The 18,992-nt window shown below is 63.1% G+C and carries 18 protein-coding genes; 10 read left to right on the forward strand and 8 right to left on the reverse strand.

The genetic code is table 11. The annotated features are described in order from the left end of the window. Positions 1-5: 5 nt before the first annotated feature. The 5 genes from MF606_RS19760 (at position 6) to MF606_RS19780 (ending at position 7,676) form a co-directional block, all read left to right on the forward strand. A complete protein-coding gene (locus MF606_RS19760) occupies positions 6-1,211 on the forward strand; it encodes an efflux RND transporter periplasmic adaptor subunit (protein WP_240231037.1) in 1,206 nt (401 codons plus the stop codon). Beyond that, positions 1,212-4,340, forward strand: coding sequence for an efflux RND transporter permease subunit (locus MF606_RS19765; protein WP_240231038.1), 3,129 nt, complete (start codon positions 1,212-1,214; stop codon positions 4,338-4,340). Positions 4,341-4,481: 141 nt separating this feature from the next. Beyond that, a complete protein-coding gene (locus tag MF606_RS19770) occupies positions 4,482-5,954 on the forward strand; it encodes a UbiA family prenyltransferase (RefSeq protein WP_240231039.1) in 1,473 nt (490 codons plus the stop codon). Beyond that, entirely contained in the window at positions 5,954-6,391 is a 438-nt protein-coding gene (locus tag MF606_RS19775; RefSeq protein ID WP_240231040.1) for a GtrA family protein, read from the forward strand. The genes MF606_RS19770 and MF606_RS19775 overlap by 1 nt, the downstream gene beginning before the upstream one ends. A 79-nt stretch (positions 6,392-6,470) precedes the next feature. After that, positions 6,471-7,676, forward strand: a complete 1,206-nt coding sequence (locus MF606_RS19780; protein ID WP_240231041.1) for a hypothetical protein — start codon at positions 6,471-6,473, stop codon at positions 7,674-7,676. Here MF606_RS19780 and MF606_RS19785 read toward each other — a convergent pair. Then, entirely contained in the window at positions 7,673-8,446 is a 774-nt protein-coding gene (locus MF606_RS19785) for a FadR/GntR family transcriptional regulator (RefSeq protein ID WP_240231042.1), read from the reverse strand. The genes MF606_RS19780 and MF606_RS19785 overlap by 4 nt on opposite strands. A gap of 138 nt (positions 8,447-8,584) precedes the next feature. Between MF606_RS19785 and MF606_RS19790 the strand changes: the two genes are divergently transcribed. Then, positions 8,585-9,979, forward strand: a complete 1,395-nt coding sequence (locus MF606_RS19790) for a M20/M25/M40 family metallo-hydrolase (RefSeq protein WP_240231043.1) — start codon at positions 8,585-8,587, stop codon at positions 9,977-9,979. Here MF606_RS19790 and MF606_RS19795 read toward each other — a convergent pair. From MF606_RS19795 to MF606_RS19825, 7 genes are all read right to left on the reverse strand, one after another. Beyond that, positions 9,976-10,170, reverse strand: coding sequence for a hypothetical protein (locus MF606_RS19795; protein ID WP_240231044.1), 195 nt, complete (start codon positions 10,168-10,170; stop codon positions 9,976-9,978). The two genes, MF606_RS19790 and MF606_RS19795, sit on opposite strands and share 4 nt — an antisense overlap. A 1-nt stretch (position 10,171) precedes the next feature. Next, a complete protein-coding gene (locus MF606_RS19800) occupies positions 10,172-10,534 on the reverse strand; it encodes a DUF1304 domain-containing protein (RefSeq protein WP_420842225.1) in 363 nt (120 codons plus the stop codon). Further along, positions 10,531-11,022: a hypothetical protein gene (locus tag MF606_RS19805; RefSeq protein WP_240231045.1), complete on the reverse strand. Its 492-nt coding sequence runs from the start codon at positions 11,020-11,022 to the stop codon at positions 10,531-10,533. The genes MF606_RS19800 and MF606_RS19805 overlap by 4 nt, the downstream gene beginning before the upstream one ends. Positions 11,023-11,086: 64 nt before the next feature. After that, positions 11,087-11,572: a hypothetical protein gene (locus MF606_RS19810; protein WP_240231046.1), complete on the reverse strand. Its 486-nt coding sequence runs from the start codon at positions 11,570-11,572 to the stop codon at positions 11,087-11,089. A gap of 534 nt (positions 11,573-12,106) precedes the next feature. Further along, entirely contained in the window at positions 12,107-12,589 is a 483-nt protein-coding gene (locus MF606_RS19815) for a hypothetical protein (protein WP_240231047.1), read from the reverse strand. Positions 12,590-12,659: 70 nt separating this feature from the next. Further along, on the reverse strand, positions 12,660-13,544 hold the full coding sequence (locus MF606_RS19820) for a carbohydrate kinase family protein (RefSeq protein ID WP_240231048.1): 885 nt from the start codon (positions 13,542-13,544) through the stop codon (positions 12,660-12,662). Then, entirely contained in the window at positions 13,541-14,488 is a 948-nt protein-coding gene (locus MF606_RS19825; protein WP_240231049.1) for a pseudouridine-5'-phosphate glycosidase, read from the reverse strand. Before MF606_RS19825 ends, MF606_RS19820 begins: the two co-directional genes overlap by 4 nt. Before the next feature lie 437 nt (positions 14,489-14,925). Here MF606_RS19825 and MF606_RS19830 point away from each other — a divergent pair, with 437 nt between their 5' ends. Genes MF606_RS19830 through MF606_RS19845 form a run of 4 tightly spaced genes read left to right on the forward strand, consistent with a single transcriptional unit; the run spans position 14,926 to position 18,990 of the window. Beyond that, positions 14,926-16,017, forward strand: a complete 1,092-nt coding sequence (locus tag MF606_RS19830; protein ID WP_240231050.1) for a polyamine ABC transporter substrate-binding protein — start codon at positions 14,926-14,928, stop codon at positions 16,015-16,017. Between the two features lie 56 nt (positions 16,018-16,073). Then, positions 16,074-17,222 (forward strand): ABC transporter ATP-binding protein, encoded by a 1,149-nt coding sequence (locus tag MF606_RS19835; RefSeq protein ID WP_240231051.1) that lies wholly within the window; start codon positions 16,074-16,076, stop codon positions 17,220-17,222. Continuing rightward, positions 17,219-18,181 (forward strand): ABC transporter permease subunit, encoded by a 963-nt coding sequence (locus MF606_RS19840; protein WP_240231052.1) that lies wholly within the window; start codon positions 17,219-17,221, stop codon positions 18,179-18,181. Before MF606_RS19835 ends, MF606_RS19840 begins: the two co-directional genes overlap by 4 nt. Then, entirely contained in the window at positions 18,181-18,990 is an 810-nt protein-coding gene (locus MF606_RS19845; RefSeq protein WP_240231053.1) for an ABC transporter permease subunit, read from the forward strand. The genes MF606_RS19840 and MF606_RS19845 overlap by 1 nt, the downstream gene beginning before the upstream one ends. Positions 18,991-18,992 lie beyond the last annotated feature (2 nt).

Below are 18,992 nucleotides of genomic sequence, written 5' to 3' on the forward strand. Positions count from 1 at the left end.
CCAAGATGACCTCTGAAAACGCAAAACCAGAATGGGCGCAGTCGAAGCGGGAGAAGGACAATGTCGCGCGCGTTGCGGCGGGTCTCAAGCCGAAGCGCCGGCGCTGGCCATGGATCGCGCTCGGCCTGATCGTTGTCGCTGTCATCGTGGGTTGGTTTCTGATGAGCCAGCAGCCGGCCGTCGAACCTGCAGAGCCTACCGCAGAGGCCGCGCCTGTCATGCAGATCAATCCGTCGGAAATCTCGACGATCGAGCCGCAAACGCTGGTGCAGGTCGTCAAGGTCACCGGGTCACTGGAGCCCCAGCAGCAGACGCAACTGGCCTCGCAGGTTTCGGGCCGGGTGGTCGCCGTGATGGCGCGGCCGGGCGATGCCGTCAGCGAGGGCGATGTGCTTTTGCAGCTCGACACCGAGAGCCTGCGCATCCAGCTCAACCAGCAGACCAGCACGGCGGAGGCCACGCGAGCGCAATTGGTGTTGGCGGAGAGCCAATTGCTGCGCACCACCGACTTGATCGAGCGTGGTCTGGCGTCGTCGTCGGCTCTTGAACAGGCTCAATCCAGCGCCAATGCGCTCCGGGCTAATCTGGCGGCTCTCGAAGGGCAGGTCGAAGCGGCACGTATCGCCGTGCAGAACGCCACGCTCAAAGCTCCAATGGATGGCATCATCTCGGAGCGCAATGTGCGGCCGGGTCAGACCGTCCAGCAGGGGACGTCGTTGTTCACCATCGTCGATCTGGCCACCCTCGAGCTCAATGGTGCAGCGCCGGTTGGCACAAGCGCCCAGCTCGCCAAGGGTCAGGTGGTAACGATTACCATCGAGGGTCTTCCAAACCGGACCTTCGAGGGCATTGTCGACCGGATCAACCCCATAGCTGTCGCCGGTACGCGCACGATTCCCGTTTATGTCTCGCTCGAAAATGAAGAGGGGGTACTGCGTGGCGGGATGTTTGCCACCGGGCAGATCGTGGTTGCGGACCGGCCCGACGCCCTGGCCGTGCCGCAGGGCGCGTTGCGCGAAGATGCCGAGGGCTTCTATGTGCTCAAGCTTGCCGACGGCAAGGTGGTCCGCCAGGCCATCGAGCAGGGCGATAGCTGGAACGGCAATCGGCTGGTCGAGATCACATCGGGCCTGACGGCCGGCGACGTGGTGGTCACCGCGCCGCTGACCCAGCTGCAGCCGGACGACCTCGTCACGATGGTGGAGGGCTAGATGTTTCTGACCCGCATCAGCGTCAATCATCCGGTCTTCGCCACCATGATCATGGTGGCGATGCTGGTCTTCGGCGTCTACTCGTATCAGCGTCTGCCGATCGAGCAATTGCCCGATATCGACCTGCCTGTCGTCGCCGTGGTGGTCAGCTATCCCGGGGCCTCGCCCGAGGCGGTCGAGAATGACATCGTCCGACCCATCGAGGAGGCGGTCAACACGATCAGCGGACTCGATACCATCCAGTCGACCTCGCAATCCGGCCAGGCGATGGTCATCATCCTGTTCGATATGAGCGTCAATTCGCAGGCGGCCGCGCAGGATGTGCGCGATCGCCTGGCGACGGTGGAGGCGGGCTTCCCTGACAATGCCGGGGACGCACAGGTGCTGCGCTTCGATCCGTCGGAGCTTCCGGTCATGTCGCTGGCCGTCAGCTCGGACACGCTGTCGCAGCGCGATCTGACGGCGCTGACCGACGATGTGATTGTCAGCCGGCTATCCAATATTGCCGGTGTCGGGCGGGCGACCGTAGTGGGCGGCGTGCCGCGCCAGCTCAACGTGCTGGTCGACCCTGATCGCCTCAATGCCTTCAATGTCGGCGTGGGTCAGGTGATCCAGTCGCTGCAGCAGGAGAACCAGAACCTGCCGGCCGGCTCGATCACCGATGGCGCCAAGGTGCAGTCCATCCAGGTGGAGGGGCGCATCGAGGATGCCGACGACTTCCTCAATATCGTGGTGGCGCGCCAGGGTGGCCAGCCGGTCTATCTGCGCGATGTCGCGACCATCGAGGACGGGCAGGCTGATATCAAAAGCCTGGCGCTGCTCAACGGCGAGCGGGCACTGGCTATCGACGTGGTCAAGACGCAGGGCGCCAACACGGTTGGCGTCGCCGCCGAAGTGCGCAAGGTGATCGCCACGCTGCAGGCGGACGTGTTGCCGGAGAGCGTCCATCTCGAGATCGTCACCGACAATGCCGTGCCGGTGGAGCAGTCGTTCCACGCGGTGCAGAACATGCTGATCGAAGGCGCGGCGCTGGCCGTGCTCATCGTCTTCGTGTTCCTCAACTCCTGGCGCTCGACCGTCATCACCGGGCTCACGCTGCCGATCTCGATCATCGGCACGATGATCGTGCTCTACTTCTTGGGTTTCACGCTCAACATGATGACGCTGATGGCGCTGTCATTGGCCGTCGGCATCCTGATCGACGACGCCATCGTGGTGCGCGAAAACATCATGCGCCACCTGCATATGGGCAAGAGTCACCGGCAGGCGGCGCTTGAGGGCACCAACGAAATCGGCCTTGCCGTGCTGGCGACGACGCTCTCCATCGTTGCCGTGTTTCTGCCGGTGGCCTTCATGGACGGCATTCTGGGTCGGTTCTTCCTGCAGTTCGGCGTTACGGTTTCGGTGGCGGTGTTGATCTCGCTCTTCGTCGCCTTCACGCTCGATCCGATGATGAGCAGCGTCTGGTACGATCCGGCCGCCCATCCCGATGCCAAGCGCGGCCCCGTGGGTCGTGCCATCGCTCAGTTCGACCGCTTCTTCCAGTGGATCAATGATGGCTATCGCGGCGTGCTGCGCTGGTGCCTCAAGTTCCGCAAGACCACGCTTGCGGTGGCGGTGCTGTCGTTTGTCGGAACGTTCTTCCTGTTCCCTTTGGTGGGCGTGGAATTCGTGCCGGCCACCGATACGGGCGAGTTTCAGGTGTCGATCGAAACGCCGACCGGCTCCTCGATCGACTACACCGCCAGCAAGGTCCGGCAGGTCAACGCCACACTCAAGCGCTTCCCGGAGGTCGAGGGCACCTATGCCACGATCAATGCCGGAACCACGTCCGGCGACAACCGGGCGAGTGTTGTTGTCACCATGGTCGACCAGGCTCTGCGCGATCGCAGTCCGCAGGATATGACTGTGCCGGTGCGAACGGCGCTGGCCGAGATTCCGGGTGCCGAATTCACGATCGGCGCCGCGTCCGGCCTGGGCGGGACATCGGCCCCAATCTCGGTCACCATCTATGGCGACAACTTCACCGTGCTCGACCAATTGGCGGACCGCCTGATTGCGCAGTTCCGCGAAATCGACGGTCTCGAAGACATCGAGTCGAGCCTTGATGCCGCGCAGCCCGTGCTCGGCGTCAGGATCGACCGCGACCTCGCCAGCGACCTCGGCGTCAGCCTGTCGCAGATCGGCGCCACCCTGGGGCCGATGCTCGGCGGGCAGGATGTCACCGATTGGACCGCGCCCAATGGCGACAATTACACCGTCGCCGTTCGTCTACCGGAATGGGCTCGCGATGATGTCGAGACACTCGGCTCGCTGCCAATCACCCAGAGTGGTGCCACCGGCTCCAACGCGATGATCCGGCTGGACCAGGTTGCCCAGATCGTACAGTCGCAGGGCCCCGGTGAAATTCTGCGGCAGGACCTGTCGCGGCAGGTCAGCGTCACGGCCAATCTCTCAGGCGCAGGTCTGGGCGATGTGACTACGCAAATCCAGGCGGCGATTGACAGTATCGAAATGCCGGCCGGCTATCGCATCTCGACCGGTGGCGACGTGGAGCAGCTCGGCGAAACGGCCGCCGCCGCCGGGTCGGCGCTGCTGCTGGCCGTGATCTTCATCTACCTGGTGCTGGCCAGCCAGTTCGGCAGCTTCCTGCAGCCCATCGCCATCATGGTGTCGCTGCCGCTGGCTCTGATCGGCGTGATGGTGGGCCTGTTGATCGGCGGATCGACGCTCAACATGTTCTCGGCCATCGGCTTCATCATGCTGATGGGCCTCGTGGTCAAGAACGCCATCCTCCTGGTCGATAATGCCAACCAGCACGTCAAGGAAGGCTGGAACCTCTTCGATGCGCTGGTCGAAGCCGGAGCGACACGCTTCCGTCCGATCATCATGACCACGCTGGCCATGATCTTCGGCATGCTGCCGCTGGCGTTGAGCTTGCATGAGGGCAGCGGGCAGAACGCGCCCATGGCCCATGCGGTGATCGGCGGCTTGATCAGCTCAACGGCGCTGACGCTCGTCGTTGTGCCGGTCATGCTGACCTACATCGACAGCTTCGGGCGCTTTGCCGGGCGGTTCCTGCCCAAGTCGCCTGATGAGGCTGAGGCCCATCCGGCGACGATTGAATGATTCCAACATAAGTCGGAGCGCGATGGCGCTCCGACCTTCTCTGTAAAATTTTACGTATTTACAATAAGTTGAGGCCGAGATTGCCTCTTCGCGCGCTGCTGATAGCTATGGCTGACCAATAGTTGCGCGAGTACCGAACCGATGAGCATCGTCTCCCAACAAGCTGAAGCCGACCTGCGAGTAGGCGGCTCCACGCCCCCCCTGGTCCTCGACGTCGACGACACCCTGATCCGCACCGATCTGCTGCACGAGACGGCAGTGGCGTACTTCCGGGCCAACCCGCTGCGCGTGTTCAACCTGGTTTTGTGGACGTTGCAAGGCAAGGCCACGCTCAAGCGCAAGCTGAGCGAGCAGGTACCGCTCGACGTGGACGCGCTGCCGATAAACGACGAACTCGTCGCCTTCGCTCGCGCCGAACACGACAAAGGGCGCTCGGTAGGACTGGCGACGGCGGCCGATGAACTATTGGCGCTGCGTCTGGCGCGCCGGTTCGATTTCATCGATTTCACCATCGGCAGCGATGGGACAAACAATCTCAAGGGCGCTAACAAGGCTGCGGCACTGGTCGAGCGCTTCCCTGACGGCTTCGCCTATGCTGGCGACGGTCGCTCCGATCTCGAAGTCTGGGACAAGGCACAGTCGATCATCCTTTCCGGGGCGTCTTCCGATACCGCGGACAAGGCACGGGCCCTCGGCAAGCCTGTCGAGGCGGTGTTCGAGCGTCCGAAGCTCGGCCTGCGCGGCTGGGCCAAGGCGCTGCGCGTCCATCAATGGGCCAAGAACGCCTTGGTGTTCGTGCCGCTGATCCTGTCCGGCATGGCTACGGAGCCGACCGCCGTAGTGGCGGCGCTCGGCGCCTTCATCGCCATCTCGCTGATGGCGTCGGGCACCTACCTGCTCAACGATCTTTTCGACCTCACCGATGATCGCCTGCACTGGACCAAGCGCAATCGGCCGCTGGCCTCGGGCGCGCTGCGCATCAAGCACGGCGTTCCCGCGTCGGTCGGGCTGATCGCGTCCGGCCTGGCGCTCGCCGCAGTGATCGGGTTGCCGACACTGGGTCTGCTGGTTGCCTACATGGCGACGACACTACTCTATTCATTTTACATCAAGCGCCAGCCAATCGTGGACGCGTTCACATTGGCGGCTCTATTCACCATGCGCCTGGGCATCGGCATTGCCGCCGTCGGCGCGGTGCCGTCGCCGTGGCTGCTGGTGTTCTCGATGTTCCTCTTCACTTCGCTGTCTTTCGCCAAGCGCCAGACGGAGATCCAGAAGAGCGTTGCCAAGGGCCGCACCGCAGTCAATGGGCGCGGCTATCTCGGCACCGATGCGGGCATGGTCGTGGCTATGGGTGTCGCGACCGCCATGGCAGCGATTACCATCATGGTGCTCTACATCATGAACGACGTTTATAGCGCCGACTTTTACAACCATCCGGGCTTCCTTTGGGTGTTTCCGGCCGCGCTGTTCATGTGGGTGTCGCGCATTTGGCTGTTGTGCCATCGCGAGCAGCTCAACGACGACCCGGTGGCCTTTGCCATCCGCGACCGTATTAGCATCGCGCTGGGCGGGCTGATGGGGGCTGCGTTTCTCGCTGGCTGGTTGCTCTGATGCTGGCCCTCGCGCGGCGGCTAACCGAAAACCAGGTCGTTCGCTTCCTGCTGTTGGGCGGCACCGCCGCGGCAATCAACTGGATCGTGCGCTTTCCGCTTGCGGCAATCATGCCGATGCCGGCTGCCGTGGTCATTGCCTACATGATCGGCATGTCAGCCGGCTTTGGGCTCTACCGCAAATACGTGTTTCCGGGTTCGAACCGGCCTGTGGTGGAACAGACGGCAACCTTCATTGGTGTCAACATCGTTGGTGCGGTCGTCGTGCTGGCGCTGACCACGCTGCTCCTGCAAGTGGTCGCGTCCAGCCATTGGCCTATCGTCGTACAGGAAGGCTTCGCTCATGGCATCGCCATCGGCATCGGCGCTGTGATCAATTTCTTTGGCCACAAGCAGTTGACCTTCCGCCTTGCACCCACCGCGCGCCCGGCCGAGTAAAGCCGATCTTCATAGAAATGCGCTAACCCACTCCGAAGTTGGCTAGGGGATTTGAGCTGTGACTGCAAAGCGCGTTGTCATGACCACCATGCTTGGCAGCCTCGCGCTCGCCTTTCTAGCGGTTCTTGCGCTGGCGATCCTGCGCGAAGCGCCGGGGAGCAATTCCTATGCCGTACTGGCCGAGGGGTGGCTCAACGGCAGGTTCGACACCGACACCTGCTTCGATGGCGATTGCGCGCTCTACAACGGTCTCACCTACATCATCTTCCCGCCCCTGCCCGGGGTGATCACACTGCCCTTTGTGGCACTATTCGGCAGCGATTTTCGTTTCTTCACGGTGCTAGGCGCGCTGGCCTTTGCCGGCAGCGGGTGGCTGTGGTGGCAGATTTTTCGCCGGGAAACGGCGACGCGCGACGTAGCAATTCTACTGGTGCTGCTGACGCTGTTTGCGACACCGCTGGCCTTTGTGGTGTTGCGCGGCGACGGGGTTTGGTTCTTCGCCCAAAGCTGGGGCTTCCTGTTCTCCACCGCCGCACTCTATTGCGCGCTGGTACGCCGGAATGCGCTGCTGGCGGGCCTGTTCATTGGCATGGCGTTTCTCTGCCGGCAGATGACCATTCTCTACCTGCCGCTGCTCTACGTGCTGTTGCTTGAGGCCAACACCGCCTGGTACCGGATCGACATGGACGCCATTAAGCGCGCGCTGGCGCTGGCGGCGTTCCCTATCATCGCGCTGCTGGTGTATTTCGCCTATAATTACGCGCGTTTCGGCTCGCCGCTCGAGACGGGCTATTCCTACATCTTCCCGCTTGAATGGGAGGATGCCGACAGCGGCGGCCTCTTCTTGCGACTGCGAGTGCGCGAGCTGGGTATCTTCTCGCCCGACTATCTGCTGTTCAACGCCATCTACATGTTCATAGCCGGCCCGCATGTGGAGTTTGCCGGGCGCTACATGACTGAAATGGCGGGTTTCGATGTCAACGGGGCCTCGTTGTTCCTCGTAACGCCGGCACTCCTTTTGGCCTTTCTGGGCAAATGGGACAGGGCTTTCTGGTTCGGCCTTGCCACTTGCGGCGTCGTAATGGGGTTGACCCTGTTCTACCATTCCAATGGCTTTTCGCAGTATAGCGCCCAGCGCTATGCGCTGGACTGGTTGCCGATCCTGCTGGTGTTCCTCGGCCGTGCGGTCAAGGTGGAATGGACGGCGCCCTTCGCGCTGCTGCTCAGTTATGCGATGGGCGTCACACTGGCCATGATCGCCATTGGCGGGCTGCTGGCGCCCTAGTAGCCCTTGGCCTGAGCCATGCGGCCAGCGGCTCGGCCGAAGCCTACGCTGATCACGGCACGCATGGCGTCGCGAGCCTCGTCGGGGTTGCCGGCCTTGATCGCGGCCGCGATGCGGCCGTGGGCCTTGACGGTGGCATCCATCGCGTCGTCGTCCTCGACAGGAGAGCTGATGGTGAAGGCGGCCGTCAGGGCGAGTTCGACCAGGGCGCTGATCGAGGCCATGAAAGGATTGGCCGAGGCTTCGGCGACGGTGCGGTGGAACTCGAGATCGGTCCGGGCGAACTGCTCGGGTGTGGTTGCCTCGCCAAGGCGGTTGGCGCAATCGATCAGCGCCTCGGCCTGTTCGTCGGTGCGGCGCAGGGACGCGAGCGCGGCCGATTCGAGTTCGATGCCGATGCGGATTTCGGAGAGGCTGCGCAGGAATTCGACGTCCGGTCCGGTCTCGAAATGCCAGGCCAGAACATCGGCGTCGAAAAGGTTCCAGCGCCGGCGTGGCAGCACGCGCGTGCCGATTCGCGCGCGGGCCTCGATCATGCCCTTGGCGGCGAGCGTCTTGAGCGCTTCCCGCAATACGGTGCGGGAGACCGCGAAACGCTGCAGCAATTCGGTGTCCGAGGGCAGGATAGTGCCTTCCGGGTAATCGCCGGCGACGATGGCTACACCCAATTGCCAGAGCACCTGCGAATGCAGGTTTCGCATTGGTACGCGCCCCGCGATGGACGCGATCAGATCGCCCGACGTCCTTTCCCGCGCGTTTCGCGTGGCCATCGTATTCCCCCATTTTTTGTTGGCGGCGACCTAAGCACGTGACCAATAGTGTTACAATATGAATTGGACACGGCCTGACCGGCAGTGCTGGACAGCGGGCGCCGGCTTGGCGAGTGTAGCGGCAAAAGGATTCGCCCCATGAGTGCTGCTGCCAATCTCGATGCCGTTCTTGCCCAGGTCGATGCCAGCCTCGACCAGAGCCTGGAACGCCTGTACGCGCTGTTGCGCATCAAGTCGATTTCGACCGACCCGGCCTATGCCGCCGAATGCCAGCGCGCCGCGGACTGGATCGTGGGCGAGCTGAACGCGCTCGGCTTCGATGCCGCGGCGCGTCCGACGCCGGGGCATCCCGTCGTGGTGGCCCATGGCCCCGAGCAGCCCGGAGCGCATGTGCTGTTTTACGCCCATTACGACGTGCAGCCGGTCGATCCGCTGAACCTCTGGCATACCGATCCTTTCGAGCCGGTGCTCAAGGACGACGCCAATGGCCGCAAGATCATCGTGGCGCGCGGCGCGTCGGATGACAAAGGCCAGATGATGACCTTCATCGAAGCCTGTCGCGCCTGGAAGGCGGCGACGGGCTCGCTGCCGGTCAGAATCTCGCTGATGTTGGAAGGCGAGGAAGAGAGCGGTGGCAAGAATCTGCCGCCGTTCATGGAGGCCAACAAGGCCGAGCTCGGCGCCGCTGATATCGCGCTGGTCTGCGACACCGATATGTGGGACCGCCAGACCCCCTCGATCACGACTATGCTGCGCGGCCTTGTAGCCGAAGAGGTGGAAATCACCTGCGCCGACAAGGATCTGCATTCGGGCATGTTCGGCAATGCGGCGCGCAACCCGAACCAGGTGCTGGCCGAGATCATTGCCAGCCTGCGAGCGCCCGATGGCAGCGTCACCCTACCCGGCTTCTACGACGACGTCGCCGAAATCAGCCCGGAGCTCAAGGCGCAGTGGCAGGGCCTGGGGTTCGATCAGGCCAAGTTCCTCGGCGAGGCAGGTTTGTCTATCCCGGCCGGCGAGCAGTCCCGCTCGGTGCTCGAAATGCTATGGGCACGGCCGACCTGCGAGATCAACGGCATGATCGGTGGCTACACCGGCGACGGCTTCAAGACCGTAATCCCGGCCAAGGCCAGCGCCAAGATCAGCTTCCGGTTGGTCTCGGGCATGCAGCCGGACAAGATCCGCGCCGCCTTCCGCAAGCATGTGCAGGATCGCGTTCCGGCCGATTGCTCGGTGACGTTCAAGGAGCATGGCGGCTCGCCGGCCATCACCGTGCCCAGCGATGGCGTGCATCTGCGGCAGGCGCTTGACGGGCTGTCGGGCGAATGGGGCAAGCAGGCCGTGATCACGGGATCGGGCGGGTCGATCCCGGTGGCGGGTGACTTCAAGAAGATCCTGGGTCTCGACACGCTGCTGATCGGCTTTGCGCATGTGGACGACGCTATCCACTCGCCGAACGAGAAGTATGACCTCGAAAGCTACCACCGCGGCATCCGCTCTTGGGTACGGGTGCTGGCTTCGTTCGCGGGCTAGGCGTCGCCTTCGAGATATTTGATGAGCATGAGCGCCGCAGACTTGGCCAGAGCCAGGTCGCGGCGATCGGCGAGGTCGCGTTCGAAGCGCTGGCAGAGGGCTCGGTAGGCGCTGAAGTGAGTGGAGGCGGCGTAACGAAGCTCCATACGCGTCACAGTTGCCTCGATCTCGTCCAGCGAGGGCGTGCCCATGTCAGGCGAACATCACCGCAAGCATGGCGATGACGGCAGGAATGGTCTGGATGAACAGGATTTTCCGGCTGGCCGTGGCGGCGCCGAAGAGCCCGGCGACGGCGACGCAGGTGAGGAAGAACATCTGAATCTGCCAGGCGAATTCGGGCGCCGGATGCAGCAGGCCCCAGATCAGGCCGGCCGCGAGGAAACCGTTATAAAGGCCCTGATTGGCGGCGAGCGCCTTGGTCTGTTGTGCGAATTCGGGCGTCAAGCCGAAGGCCTTCTGGCCGCGCGGTCCGGTCCACAGAAACATCTCGAGCACGAGAATGTAGATGTGGAGCAAGGCGACGAGGGCGACGAGAACGCTTGCGACGATGCTCATTTGGTCTTGGTCTTTCCAGTCGACGGCGCTTCCGTCGCTGCCTCGGCGTCCCAGGCTGCCCGCATGGCCTGGTAGTCCTCATAGGCCTGGTCCTGGTCCGGCAGAGCCACGGTCGAGCCACCCAGCGCGACGAGCTTGTCGATAATGACGGGCACATTCGGGCTTTCGATATAGCAGGTCTCGTTCTGGTCGAGCGCGTCGAAGGCCGGTCCGTAGTATTGCTCGTCATAAACGTCGGTGCTGAGGCCAAGCTGGTGCGCCAGGATGTCGGCGGAATCGGTCAGCAGGGACCATTCTTCGTCGCTGATTTCGGCGCCGGTGCAGTTGGACGAGACGACATTGGCCAGCACGACCTCATGCAGGAAATCCTCGGCTTCCTGCCCCTGGTAGGACGAGAGGTCCGGCAATTGCACATAGATCTTGCCGTCGGCCAGCGCCGGGGCGGTCAGGGCGAAGCACAGGGCCGTTGCGGCGTAAAAGCGGTTCATCAAATTCTCCGTAATACAAATCGGGGCAGAGCTTGCGATCATCGCATGAAGGATTACACCGGGCCTAGTTGGCGGCCGCATCTCGTTCGGCCAGCATCGCCTGATAATCTTTGGCCGCCTGCGCCTGATCGGGCAATGCTTCACGCGATCCGCCCAGCCCCACCAGTTCGTCGATGGCATCTCTTACATCCGGCCCGTCGACGGAACAGTCCAGCTGAGCCAAGGCGACCTCGGCGTATTCTGCTTCATATGCGGCAGTGTCGATATCCTGCAAATGCATCAGGATATCGGCGGAGTCGCTGAGGAGTGACGCTTCAGCCGCCGTCACCGACACGCCCGGGCAATTGGTAATCGCCGTCTGAGCCCGCGCCAGCTGGTAGAGCAGATCCATGCCGCCCGGCTTCCAATAATCCGACAAGTCAGGCAATTGCACGTAAACCTTATCGTCGGCAAAAGCCGGGCCGGCAAAAGCCAAGCATAGTGCAGCGGCGGCGAACAGGTTTCTCATCAATAATCCTCTTAGTCTTGGACGTGGCGCAAATATTGCCATGCCAAGGCGCCGCCCGGCAACAACCGGTCGGAGCTAGTACAGGTGGACCCCGAGGCGGCTACCGCCTCGTGTATGAATTTGTATGAGACGATAGTCGCCTCGGGGCTGCCGGTTTTTGGGACAGTACTCGGGGATCGCGGACTGCGGACGCTCGCCGCAGCCGGCCAGTACTCGAACCTGCACGCGCAGCGACGCGCGGCCCGGCACCACCCCGGCCGCAGTTCGCTGCAGCGCCACCCGTCAATCCGGGGTGATGGGGGAAGGATGGCACAGGTTTGGTGGGCGGGGATAAGGGGCACAGTTTCGTGTGCTTGGCCCCACCCCCTCCCGGCCTCCCCATCAGAGGGGGAGGTGTGGCCCTGTGGGTGAGGCGCTATCCCGTTCCAAACTCGATCGTCACGTCAGGGCTTGGCGGGCGGTGGTTGGGGAGCGCGGGCATGTCGGCAGCGGGGGTGTTTGGCCTGTCCAACGCTGGACGGTACGGATCGCCACCGACACGGATCCCGGCCCGTGCAGGGATGCCGTCAGGTATCTTTAGTTCACCTTGGTCTTGCCACCGGCTGCCGCGGCCTCGCCATCCCAGACAGCCCGCATCGCCTGATAGTCCTCATAGGCCTTGTCCTGATCCGGCAGGGCCTCGCGTGAACCGCCGAGATTGACCAGCTCGTCAATAAGGGGTTGCACAGCCGGCCCGACGGTTTCGCAGGTATCGGGCTGGTCCAGTGCGGCAAAGGCCGGGGTCTCGAAATTGTCGATGTAATCGTCGGTGCTGAGACCAAGCTCGTAGGTAAGCAGGTCCGCCGAGTCGACCATCAGCGACCATTCCTCCTCGGTGATTTCATAACCGACGCAGTTGGAGGCAACCACGTTGCCGAGCACCAACTGGTAGAGGAACTCTTCGCCGCGCTCGCCTTCATAGGAGCTGAGATCGGGCAGTTGCACATAGATTTTGCCGTCAGCCAGAACAGGCGCGGTCAGGCCGAGGCAAAGCACGGCGGCGGTGAGAATGCGATTCATCGGAATGTCTCCATTTGCGCCCGTCATGCCACGGCTTTGTATCGCCAACAAGAACGGCTGCGGTACCGGGTCAACCCGGCTGCCCGCCAATCGACTGCACCGCTCTGGCGCCAGCGGCAATGCCCTTGCCAAGCGCAGTCGTTTCGTCGTCGCCGGCCAAATGCGCCGCTACAAAACCGGCGGCGAAGGCATCGCCCGCACCGGTGGAATCGAGCACCGTCACGACCGGAGCAGGCAGCATGACGCGCACCCCGTCGCGATCGCCCAGCGCCGCCCCCAAGCGTCCGCGCTTGATCACCACAGTGCCGAAACGCTGGCCCAGCGCGCGCATCTGCGCCTCATAGCCCGCCACCCCGGTCAAGGCCTCGGCTTCGCTTTCATTGGCGAAAATCCAATCCGCACCCTCGGTCCAGCTAAGGAACTGCGCAACGCCAACCTCGACGAGAAAGCCGACCGAGGCTGGATCGACCGCCACCGGAATGCCGCGCGCCCGGGCCCGGCCGAACAGCTCCTGCACTGCGGCCCGAGGTCCGGGGGCAAAGAAACTATAGCCCGACACCATCACCAGCCCGACATCGTCGAGCAGGCTTTCGGGCAGGTCCTCGGCGCAAAGATTGAGATTGGCGCCGCGATCGGTGAGAAAACTGCGTTCGCCATCGGGATCGACAATGGTCACCAGCACGCCGGACGGCTGCTCGCGATCGGCCGCCAGCGCCGGCACCACACCCAGGCCGCGGAAATAGTTCTTGTACATGGCCTTATCGGCGTGGCCGACACGCGCCGCAAAGACCACGTCGGCAGCCATGGCGCCGAGCCACACCGCCTGATTGGCCCCCGACCCGCCTGGGCGGCTGCGCACCGTGGCGCGCCGGTCTGATCCTTTGACGATCGGACCCTCGGGCACCACGATGACATCGGTCATCACATCGCCGACGACCAGTATGCGCCGGCTCATGCGCGGCGCACGGCCGGCTTGGGGGCAGTGCGGGCGGCCATCGACACGGCGATCTGTGCTGCGACCTTGGCGTTGTTCTCGACCAGCGCGATATTGGCGACCAGCGACTTGCCCTCGGTCAACTCGAAGATGCGCTTGAGCAGGAACGGCGTCAGGTCCTTGCGGCTTACGCCCTCCTGTTCGGCACCGCGAATGGCTTCGGCGATCCGCGCTTCGATGCCGGCGGCGTCGAGTTCATCTGCTTCGGGAATCGGATTGGCGATCAGCACGCCACCCAGGCCCAGATCGGCCTGCATGGTCACGACCCTGGCAATATCGGCGACGTCATCGAAGCGGTGATCGACCTTGTGGCCGCTCTTGCGCGCCCAGAAGGCCGGGAAGTCGTCGGTGCCATAGCCCAGCACCGGTACGCCATTGGTTTCGAGCACCTCGAGCGTCTTGCCGATATCGAGGATCGACTTGGCGCCGGCGCAGATCACCGCAACCGGCGTGCGGCTCAGCTCTTCGAGGTCGGCCGAGATGTCGAACGTCTCTTCAGCGCCGCGATGTACGCCGCCAATGCCGCCGGTGGCGAAAACATGAATGCCGGCCAGCGCCGCGATCTGCATCGTGGTCGCCACGGTCGTGCCGGCGATGGCGCCCTTGACGAGGAGCGCGCTCACGTCGCGCCGGCTGGCTTTGGCCGCCTTGCCGCCCTCGAGCGCCAACCGCTCCAGGTCCTCGCCCGAGACGCCGACGCAGAAGCGGCCATCCATGATGGCGATGGTCGCCGGCACGGCGCCATTCTGGCGGATCACCGCCTCGACATTCTTGGCCATCTCCAGATTTTGCGGATAGGGCATGCCATGGGTGATGATGGTCGATTCCAGCGCCACGATCGGCTTGCCGTCAGCCAGGGCTTTCTTGACTTCGGGGCTGATGGACAAATAGGCCTTGGCGCTCATCGGATCGCTCGCTTTTCTTGATCGGTTGTGGGCCGGCAAGGCCCTTGTTGGCGGCGGTTTTGCGCCTGCGGGGAGCAAGGCGTCAAGCCCTCTGAAAACTTGGTCCCAAATCCCTTGTCGCCCATCCGATTTGGTTCTAGGGTTCGCCCGTAAATCCAATGGGGGAAAGGGTACTTCGCTGCAGACGGTCATCATTGATCGCGCGTGTGCCGCCGATCGATACGCGCCCGGCTCCGGGCTCAGTCCAGTGACGTTCCCTAGCGCTTTTGAGCGCTCTTTTTCTGTACATGCCCATGCCGCCGCCCGCGGGACGGCTCATCCAAGATGAGCGCCGGCGCCTGATTTCATTTGCCTCGCAAGAGGCCCGCCAGATTGCCGCGCCACGGCGCCGCAACGACAAAAGACCAGAACTTTCCGAACAGGAGACACAAATCCAGATGAACAAGTCGCTCGCACTTGCCCTCGGCGCCCTCGTCATTGCCAGCCCGGCACTGGCTCAGGAAGAAGCCGTGCTCAACGTCTACAACTGGTCCGACTATATTGCCGAGGACACCATCGCCAATTTCGAGGCGGCGACCGGCATCAAGGTCAATTACGACGTCTACGACAATAATGAGATCGTCGATGCCAAGCTCCTGGCCGGCAATTCGGGCTACGACATTGTTGTACCGTCAGGCAATTTCCTCGAGCGCCAGATCCAGGCCGGTCTGATCCTGCCGCTCGACAAGTCAAAGCTGACCAATCTCGGCAATCTCGATCCCGCCGTGATGGCAACCGCCGCCGCACAGGACCCGGACAACGCCCATGGCGTGCCCTATATGATCAACACCATCGGCTATGGCTACAACGTCGCCAAGGTCACCGAAATCCTCGGCGCCGATGCTCCGGTCGATAGCTGGGACCTGATCTTCAAGCCCGAATATGCCGAAAAGCTCGCTTCCTGCGGCATCAGCCTGCTCGACAGCCCTTCCGAAGTCACCGGCATCGCTCTCAACTATCTCGGCCTCGACGCCAATTCGGAAAGCGAAGAGGACCTCGCCAAGGCCGAAGCGCTGCTGACCTCGATCAAGCCCTTCATCCGCTACTTCCACTCGTCGCAATATATCGACGATCTGGGCAATGGCGAAACCTGCGTGGCCCTCGGCTATTCCGGTGACATCTTCATCGCCTCCGACGCTGCGGCCGCGGCCGGCCAGGGCGTCGAGGTCAAGTACGTGATCCCCAAGGAGGGCGCCGCGACCCTGTTCGACTTCCTCGCCATCCCCATCGATGCGCCGCATCCGGATAACGCCCAGAAGTTCATCAACTACATTCTGGAGCCGCAGGTTGTCGCTGCCATCACCAACTACGTGTTCTACGCCAACCCCAACCTGGCCGCGACCGAGTTCGTCGATGACGAAGTCAAGAACAACCCCGGCATCTATCCGCCGGCCGAGACCATCGCCAAGGCCTTCGTGATGAAGGCGCACAGCCCTGATTTCGAAGAGGTCTTGACCCGGACCTGGACCCGCATCAAAACCGGTCAGTAAGACGATACCTCAAGGGGCGGCAGCAGCCGCCCCTTCAGCCTTTCATAGAGTCCGAGATGGCAAAGAAACCCCAGATCGCCGCCGACACCCGTCCGTGGCGCGATCCGAAGGCGAAACCCTTCGTGCGCATCAAAAACGTCACCAAGAAATTTGGCGACGTCTTTGCCGTTTCTGACGTGTCGCTCGATATCTACAAGGGCGAATTGTTCTGCCTGCTGGGCGGCTCCGGCTCAGGCAAATCGACCCTGCTGCGCATGCTTGCCGGCTTCGAGGAGCCTACTGCCGGCACGATCGAAATCGACGGTCAGGACATGACGCAGGTGGCGCCCTACAACCGCCCCGTCAACATGATGTTCCAGTCCTATGCACTGTTCCCGCATATGAATGTGGAACAGAACATCGCCTACGGCCTCAAGCGCGATCACCTGCCGACGGCCGAGATCAATGAACGCGTCGCCGAGCTCCTGGCGCTGGTGAAGCTGCAGGACTACGGCAAGCGCAAGCCGCATCAGCTCTCCGGCGGCCAGCGCCAGCGCGTCGCTTTGGCCCGCGCCCTTGCCAAGCGGCCCAAGCTGCTGCTGCTCGACGAGCCCCTCGGCGCGCTCGACAAGAAGCTGCGCGAAGAAACCCAGTTCGAACTGGTCAAGATTCAGGAAACCCTGGGCGTCACCTTCATCGTGGTGACCCACGACCAGGAAGAGGCGATGAGCCTCGCCACCCGCATCGGGGTGATGAACCAGGGCGAAATCGCCATGATCGGCGAGCCCACCGACATCTACGAATTCCCCAATTCCAAATTCGTCGCCGGCTTCATCGGCTCGGTCAACATGGTCGAGGGCGTCGTCACCGAGGATGAGCCGGGCCACGTGCGCATCCGCTCGGCGGAACTCGGCTGCGATATCTATGTCGGCCACGGCGTCGACTGCGCGCCCGACCAGATCCTGTGGTGGGCCATCCGGCCGGAGAAAATCCACCTCAGCCGCGACAAGCCGGAGAGCACTTTCGGCGCTAACGTGACCAAGGGCATGGTGGAAGACATCGGCTATCTGGGCGACATGAGCGTCTACCAGGTGCTGCTCGACAGCGGCAAACGCCTGCGCGTCACCCAGACCAACACGGTGCGCGGCAATCCCGACGCCATCACCTGGGACGAAAACGTCTATCTCACCTGGGGCGACAGCTCCGGATCGGTGTTGACGGTATGAGCAGCTTCGACACCGAGGTTCCGCCCCCCCAACGTCGCCGCGCCTGGACGGGCGTGGAGCGGACGCTGGCTGCCATGGGCCTCTCGGGCAAGGCCTTGGTGATCGCCGCGCCGGCCATCTGGCTGACCGTGTTCTTCCTCATTCCGCTGGCCGTGGTGTTCGGCATCTCGTTGACCGTCAAGCAATTCGGCCGCCCGCCCTATACGCCGCTGCTGACCAATGAGGACGGCACGGTGCAGCTCACGCTGCATCTCAACAATTACCTGCGCCTGTTCACCGACAGCCTCTACGTCGCGGCCTATCTCAACTCGATCAAGATCGCGCTGATCTCGACCATTATCGCTCTGCTGATCGGCTACCCCATGGCCTATGCCATCGCCCGGGCTCCCGATCAGTGGCGCAATATCTTGCTGATGCTGGTCATCCTGCCGTTCTGGACCTCCTTCCTGCTGCGCGTCTATGCGCTCTCCGGCTTCATGCGCGGCAATGGCGTCATCAACAATTTCCTCGGCCTGTTCGGCATCGAGCCACTGGTGATGATGCAGACCGACTTCGCCGTCTATGTCGGCATCGTCTACACCTACCTGCCCTTCATGATCCTGCCGCTCTACACCAATCTGGTGAAGCTCGACGGCGCGCTGTTGGAGGCCTCGGCCGACCTCGGTGCCCGGCCAACCCGCACCTTCCTCACCATCACCTTGCCATTGTCCATGCCCGGCATCATTGCCGGCTCCATGCTGGTCTTCATCCCCGCCATCGGCGAGTTCGTCATTCCCTCGCTGCTCGGCGGCCCCGGCACCTTGATGATCGGCCGCGTGCTGTGGGACGAGTTCTTCGCCAATACCAATTGGCCGCGGGCCGCAGCGGTCGCCGTCGCCATGCTGATCGTCGTCGTCGTGCCCATCATGCTATTGCAGCGGGCCCAGGATGCCGTGCAGGACAAAGAGAGGGCCAGATAATGCGGCGCGGCTGGTTCCTCCCGATCACGGCGACGCTCGGCTTCGCCTTCCTCTATGCCCCGATCATTTCGCTGGTGGTGTTCTCATTCAACGAAAGCAACCTGGTGACCGTGTGGTCGGGCTTTTCCACCAAATGGTACGGCGCGCTGCTGGCCGATCCGCAGATGCTGGGCGCCGCCTGGCTGAGCGTACAGGTAGCCTTTGCCGCCGCAACCATTGCCCTGGTGCTGGGCACGCTCTGCGCCGTGGCCCTAGTCCGCTTCCGCAAGTTCCGCGGCCGCACCGTGCTGGCCGGCACCGTGTCGGCGCCGCTGGTCATGCCCGACGTGATCACCGGCCTGGCGCTGCTGTTGCTGTTCGTCGCCATGGAGGCCACGATCGGCTGGCCCTCGGGCCGCGGCATTGTCACCATCATCATCGCCCACTCCACCTTCTGCATGGCCTATGTGGTCGTGGTGGTGCAGTCGCGCCTCAGCGATCTCGACCTGAGCCTCGAAGAGGCGGCCATGGATCTCGGCGCCACGCCGGTGCGTGTGTTCTTCGACATCACCCTGCCCATCATCGCTCCGGCTTTGGTCTCAGGCTGGCTGCTGGCCTTCACCCTGTCGCTCGATGACCTGGTCATCGCCAGCTTCGTCTCCGGTCCGGGCTCCTCGACCCTGCCCATGGTGATCTTCTCCAAGGTCCGCCTCGGCGTCTCGCCCGACGTCAACGCGCTGGCGACCATCATCATCGGCATCGTGGCGCTGGGCGTGCTGGCCGCCACCATCATGCAGCTACGCGCGCGGCCCAAAAAGCTGCGCGCCTAGGC

This window comes from Devosia lacusdianchii (genome assembly GCF_022429625.1).
In the GTDB taxonomy this organism is placed as follows: domain Bacteria; phylum Pseudomonadota; class Alphaproteobacteria; order Rhizobiales; family Devosiaceae; genus Devosia; species Devosia lacusdianchii.

Excerpts from the sequence above, each read along its gene's own strand:
- MF606_RS19800 (WP_420842225.1), bottom strand. The coding sequence starts at position 10,534 with ATGAGCATCGTCGCAAGCGTTCTCGTCGCCCTCGTCGCCTTGCTCCAC.
- MF606_RS19810 (WP_240231046.1), bottom strand. The coding sequence starts at position 11,572 with ATGGCAATATTTGCGCCACGTCCAAGACTAAGAGGATTATTGATGAGA.
- MF606_RS19840 (WP_240231052.1), top strand. The coding sequence starts at position 17,219 with ATGAGCAGCTTCGACACCGAGGTTCCGCCCCCCCAACGTCGCCGCGCC.
- MF606_RS19820 (WP_240231048.1), bottom strand. The coding sequence starts at position 13,544 with ATGAGCCGGCGCATACTGGTCGTCGGCGATGTGATGACCGATGTCATC.
- MF606_RS19785 (WP_240231042.1), bottom strand. The coding sequence starts at position 8,446 with ATGGCCACGCGAAACGCGCGGGAAAGGACGTCGGGCGATCTGATCGCG.
- MF606_RS19815 (WP_240231047.1), bottom strand. The coding sequence starts at position 12,589 with ATGAATCGCATTCTCACCGCCGCCGTGCTTTGCCTCGGCCTGACCGCG.
- MF606_RS19795 (WP_240231044.1), bottom strand. The coding sequence starts at position 10,170 with ATGGGCACGCCCTCGCTGGACGAGATCGAGGCAACTGTGACGCGTATG.
- MF606_RS19775 (WP_240231040.1), top strand. The coding sequence starts at position 5,954 with ATGCTGGCCCTCGCGCGGCGGCTAACCGAAAACCAGGTCGTTCGCTTC.
- MF606_RS19835 (WP_240231051.1), top strand. The coding sequence starts at position 16,074 with ATGGCAAAGAAACCCCAGATCGCCGCCGACACCCGTCCGTGGCGCGAT.
- MF606_RS19765 (WP_240231038.1), top strand. The coding sequence starts at position 1,212 with ATGTTTCTGACCCGCATCAGCGTCAATCATCCGGTCTTCGCCACCATG.
- MF606_RS19805 (WP_240231045.1), bottom strand. The coding sequence starts at position 11,022 with ATGAACCGCTTTTACGCCGCAACGGCCCTGTGCTTCGCCCTGACCGCC.
- MF606_RS19770 (WP_240231039.1), top strand. The coding sequence starts at position 4,482 with ATGAGCATCGTCTCCCAACAAGCTGAAGCCGACCTGCGAGTAGGCGGC.
- MF606_RS19790 (WP_240231043.1), top strand. The coding sequence starts at position 8,585 with ATGAGTGCTGCTGCCAATCTCGATGCCGTTCTTGCCCAGGTCGATGCC.
- MF606_RS19780 (WP_240231041.1), top strand. The coding sequence starts at position 6,471 with ATGACCACCATGCTTGGCAGCCTCGCGCTCGCCTTTCTAGCGGTTCTT.
- MF606_RS19760 (WP_240231037.1), top strand. The coding sequence starts at position 6 with ATGACCTCTGAAAACGCAAAACCAGAATGGGCGCAGTCGAAGCGGGAG.
- MF606_RS19830 (WP_240231050.1), top strand. The coding sequence starts at position 14,926 with ATGAACAAGTCGCTCGCACTTGCCCTCGGCGCCCTCGTCATTGCCAGC.
- MF606_RS19845 (WP_240231053.1), top strand. The coding sequence starts at position 18,181 with ATGCGGCGCGGCTGGTTCCTCCCGATCACGGCGACGCTCGGCTTCGCC.
- MF606_RS19825 (WP_240231049.1), bottom strand. The coding sequence starts at position 14,488 with ATGAGCGCCAAGGCCTATTTGTCCATCAGCCCCGAAGTCAAGAAAGCC.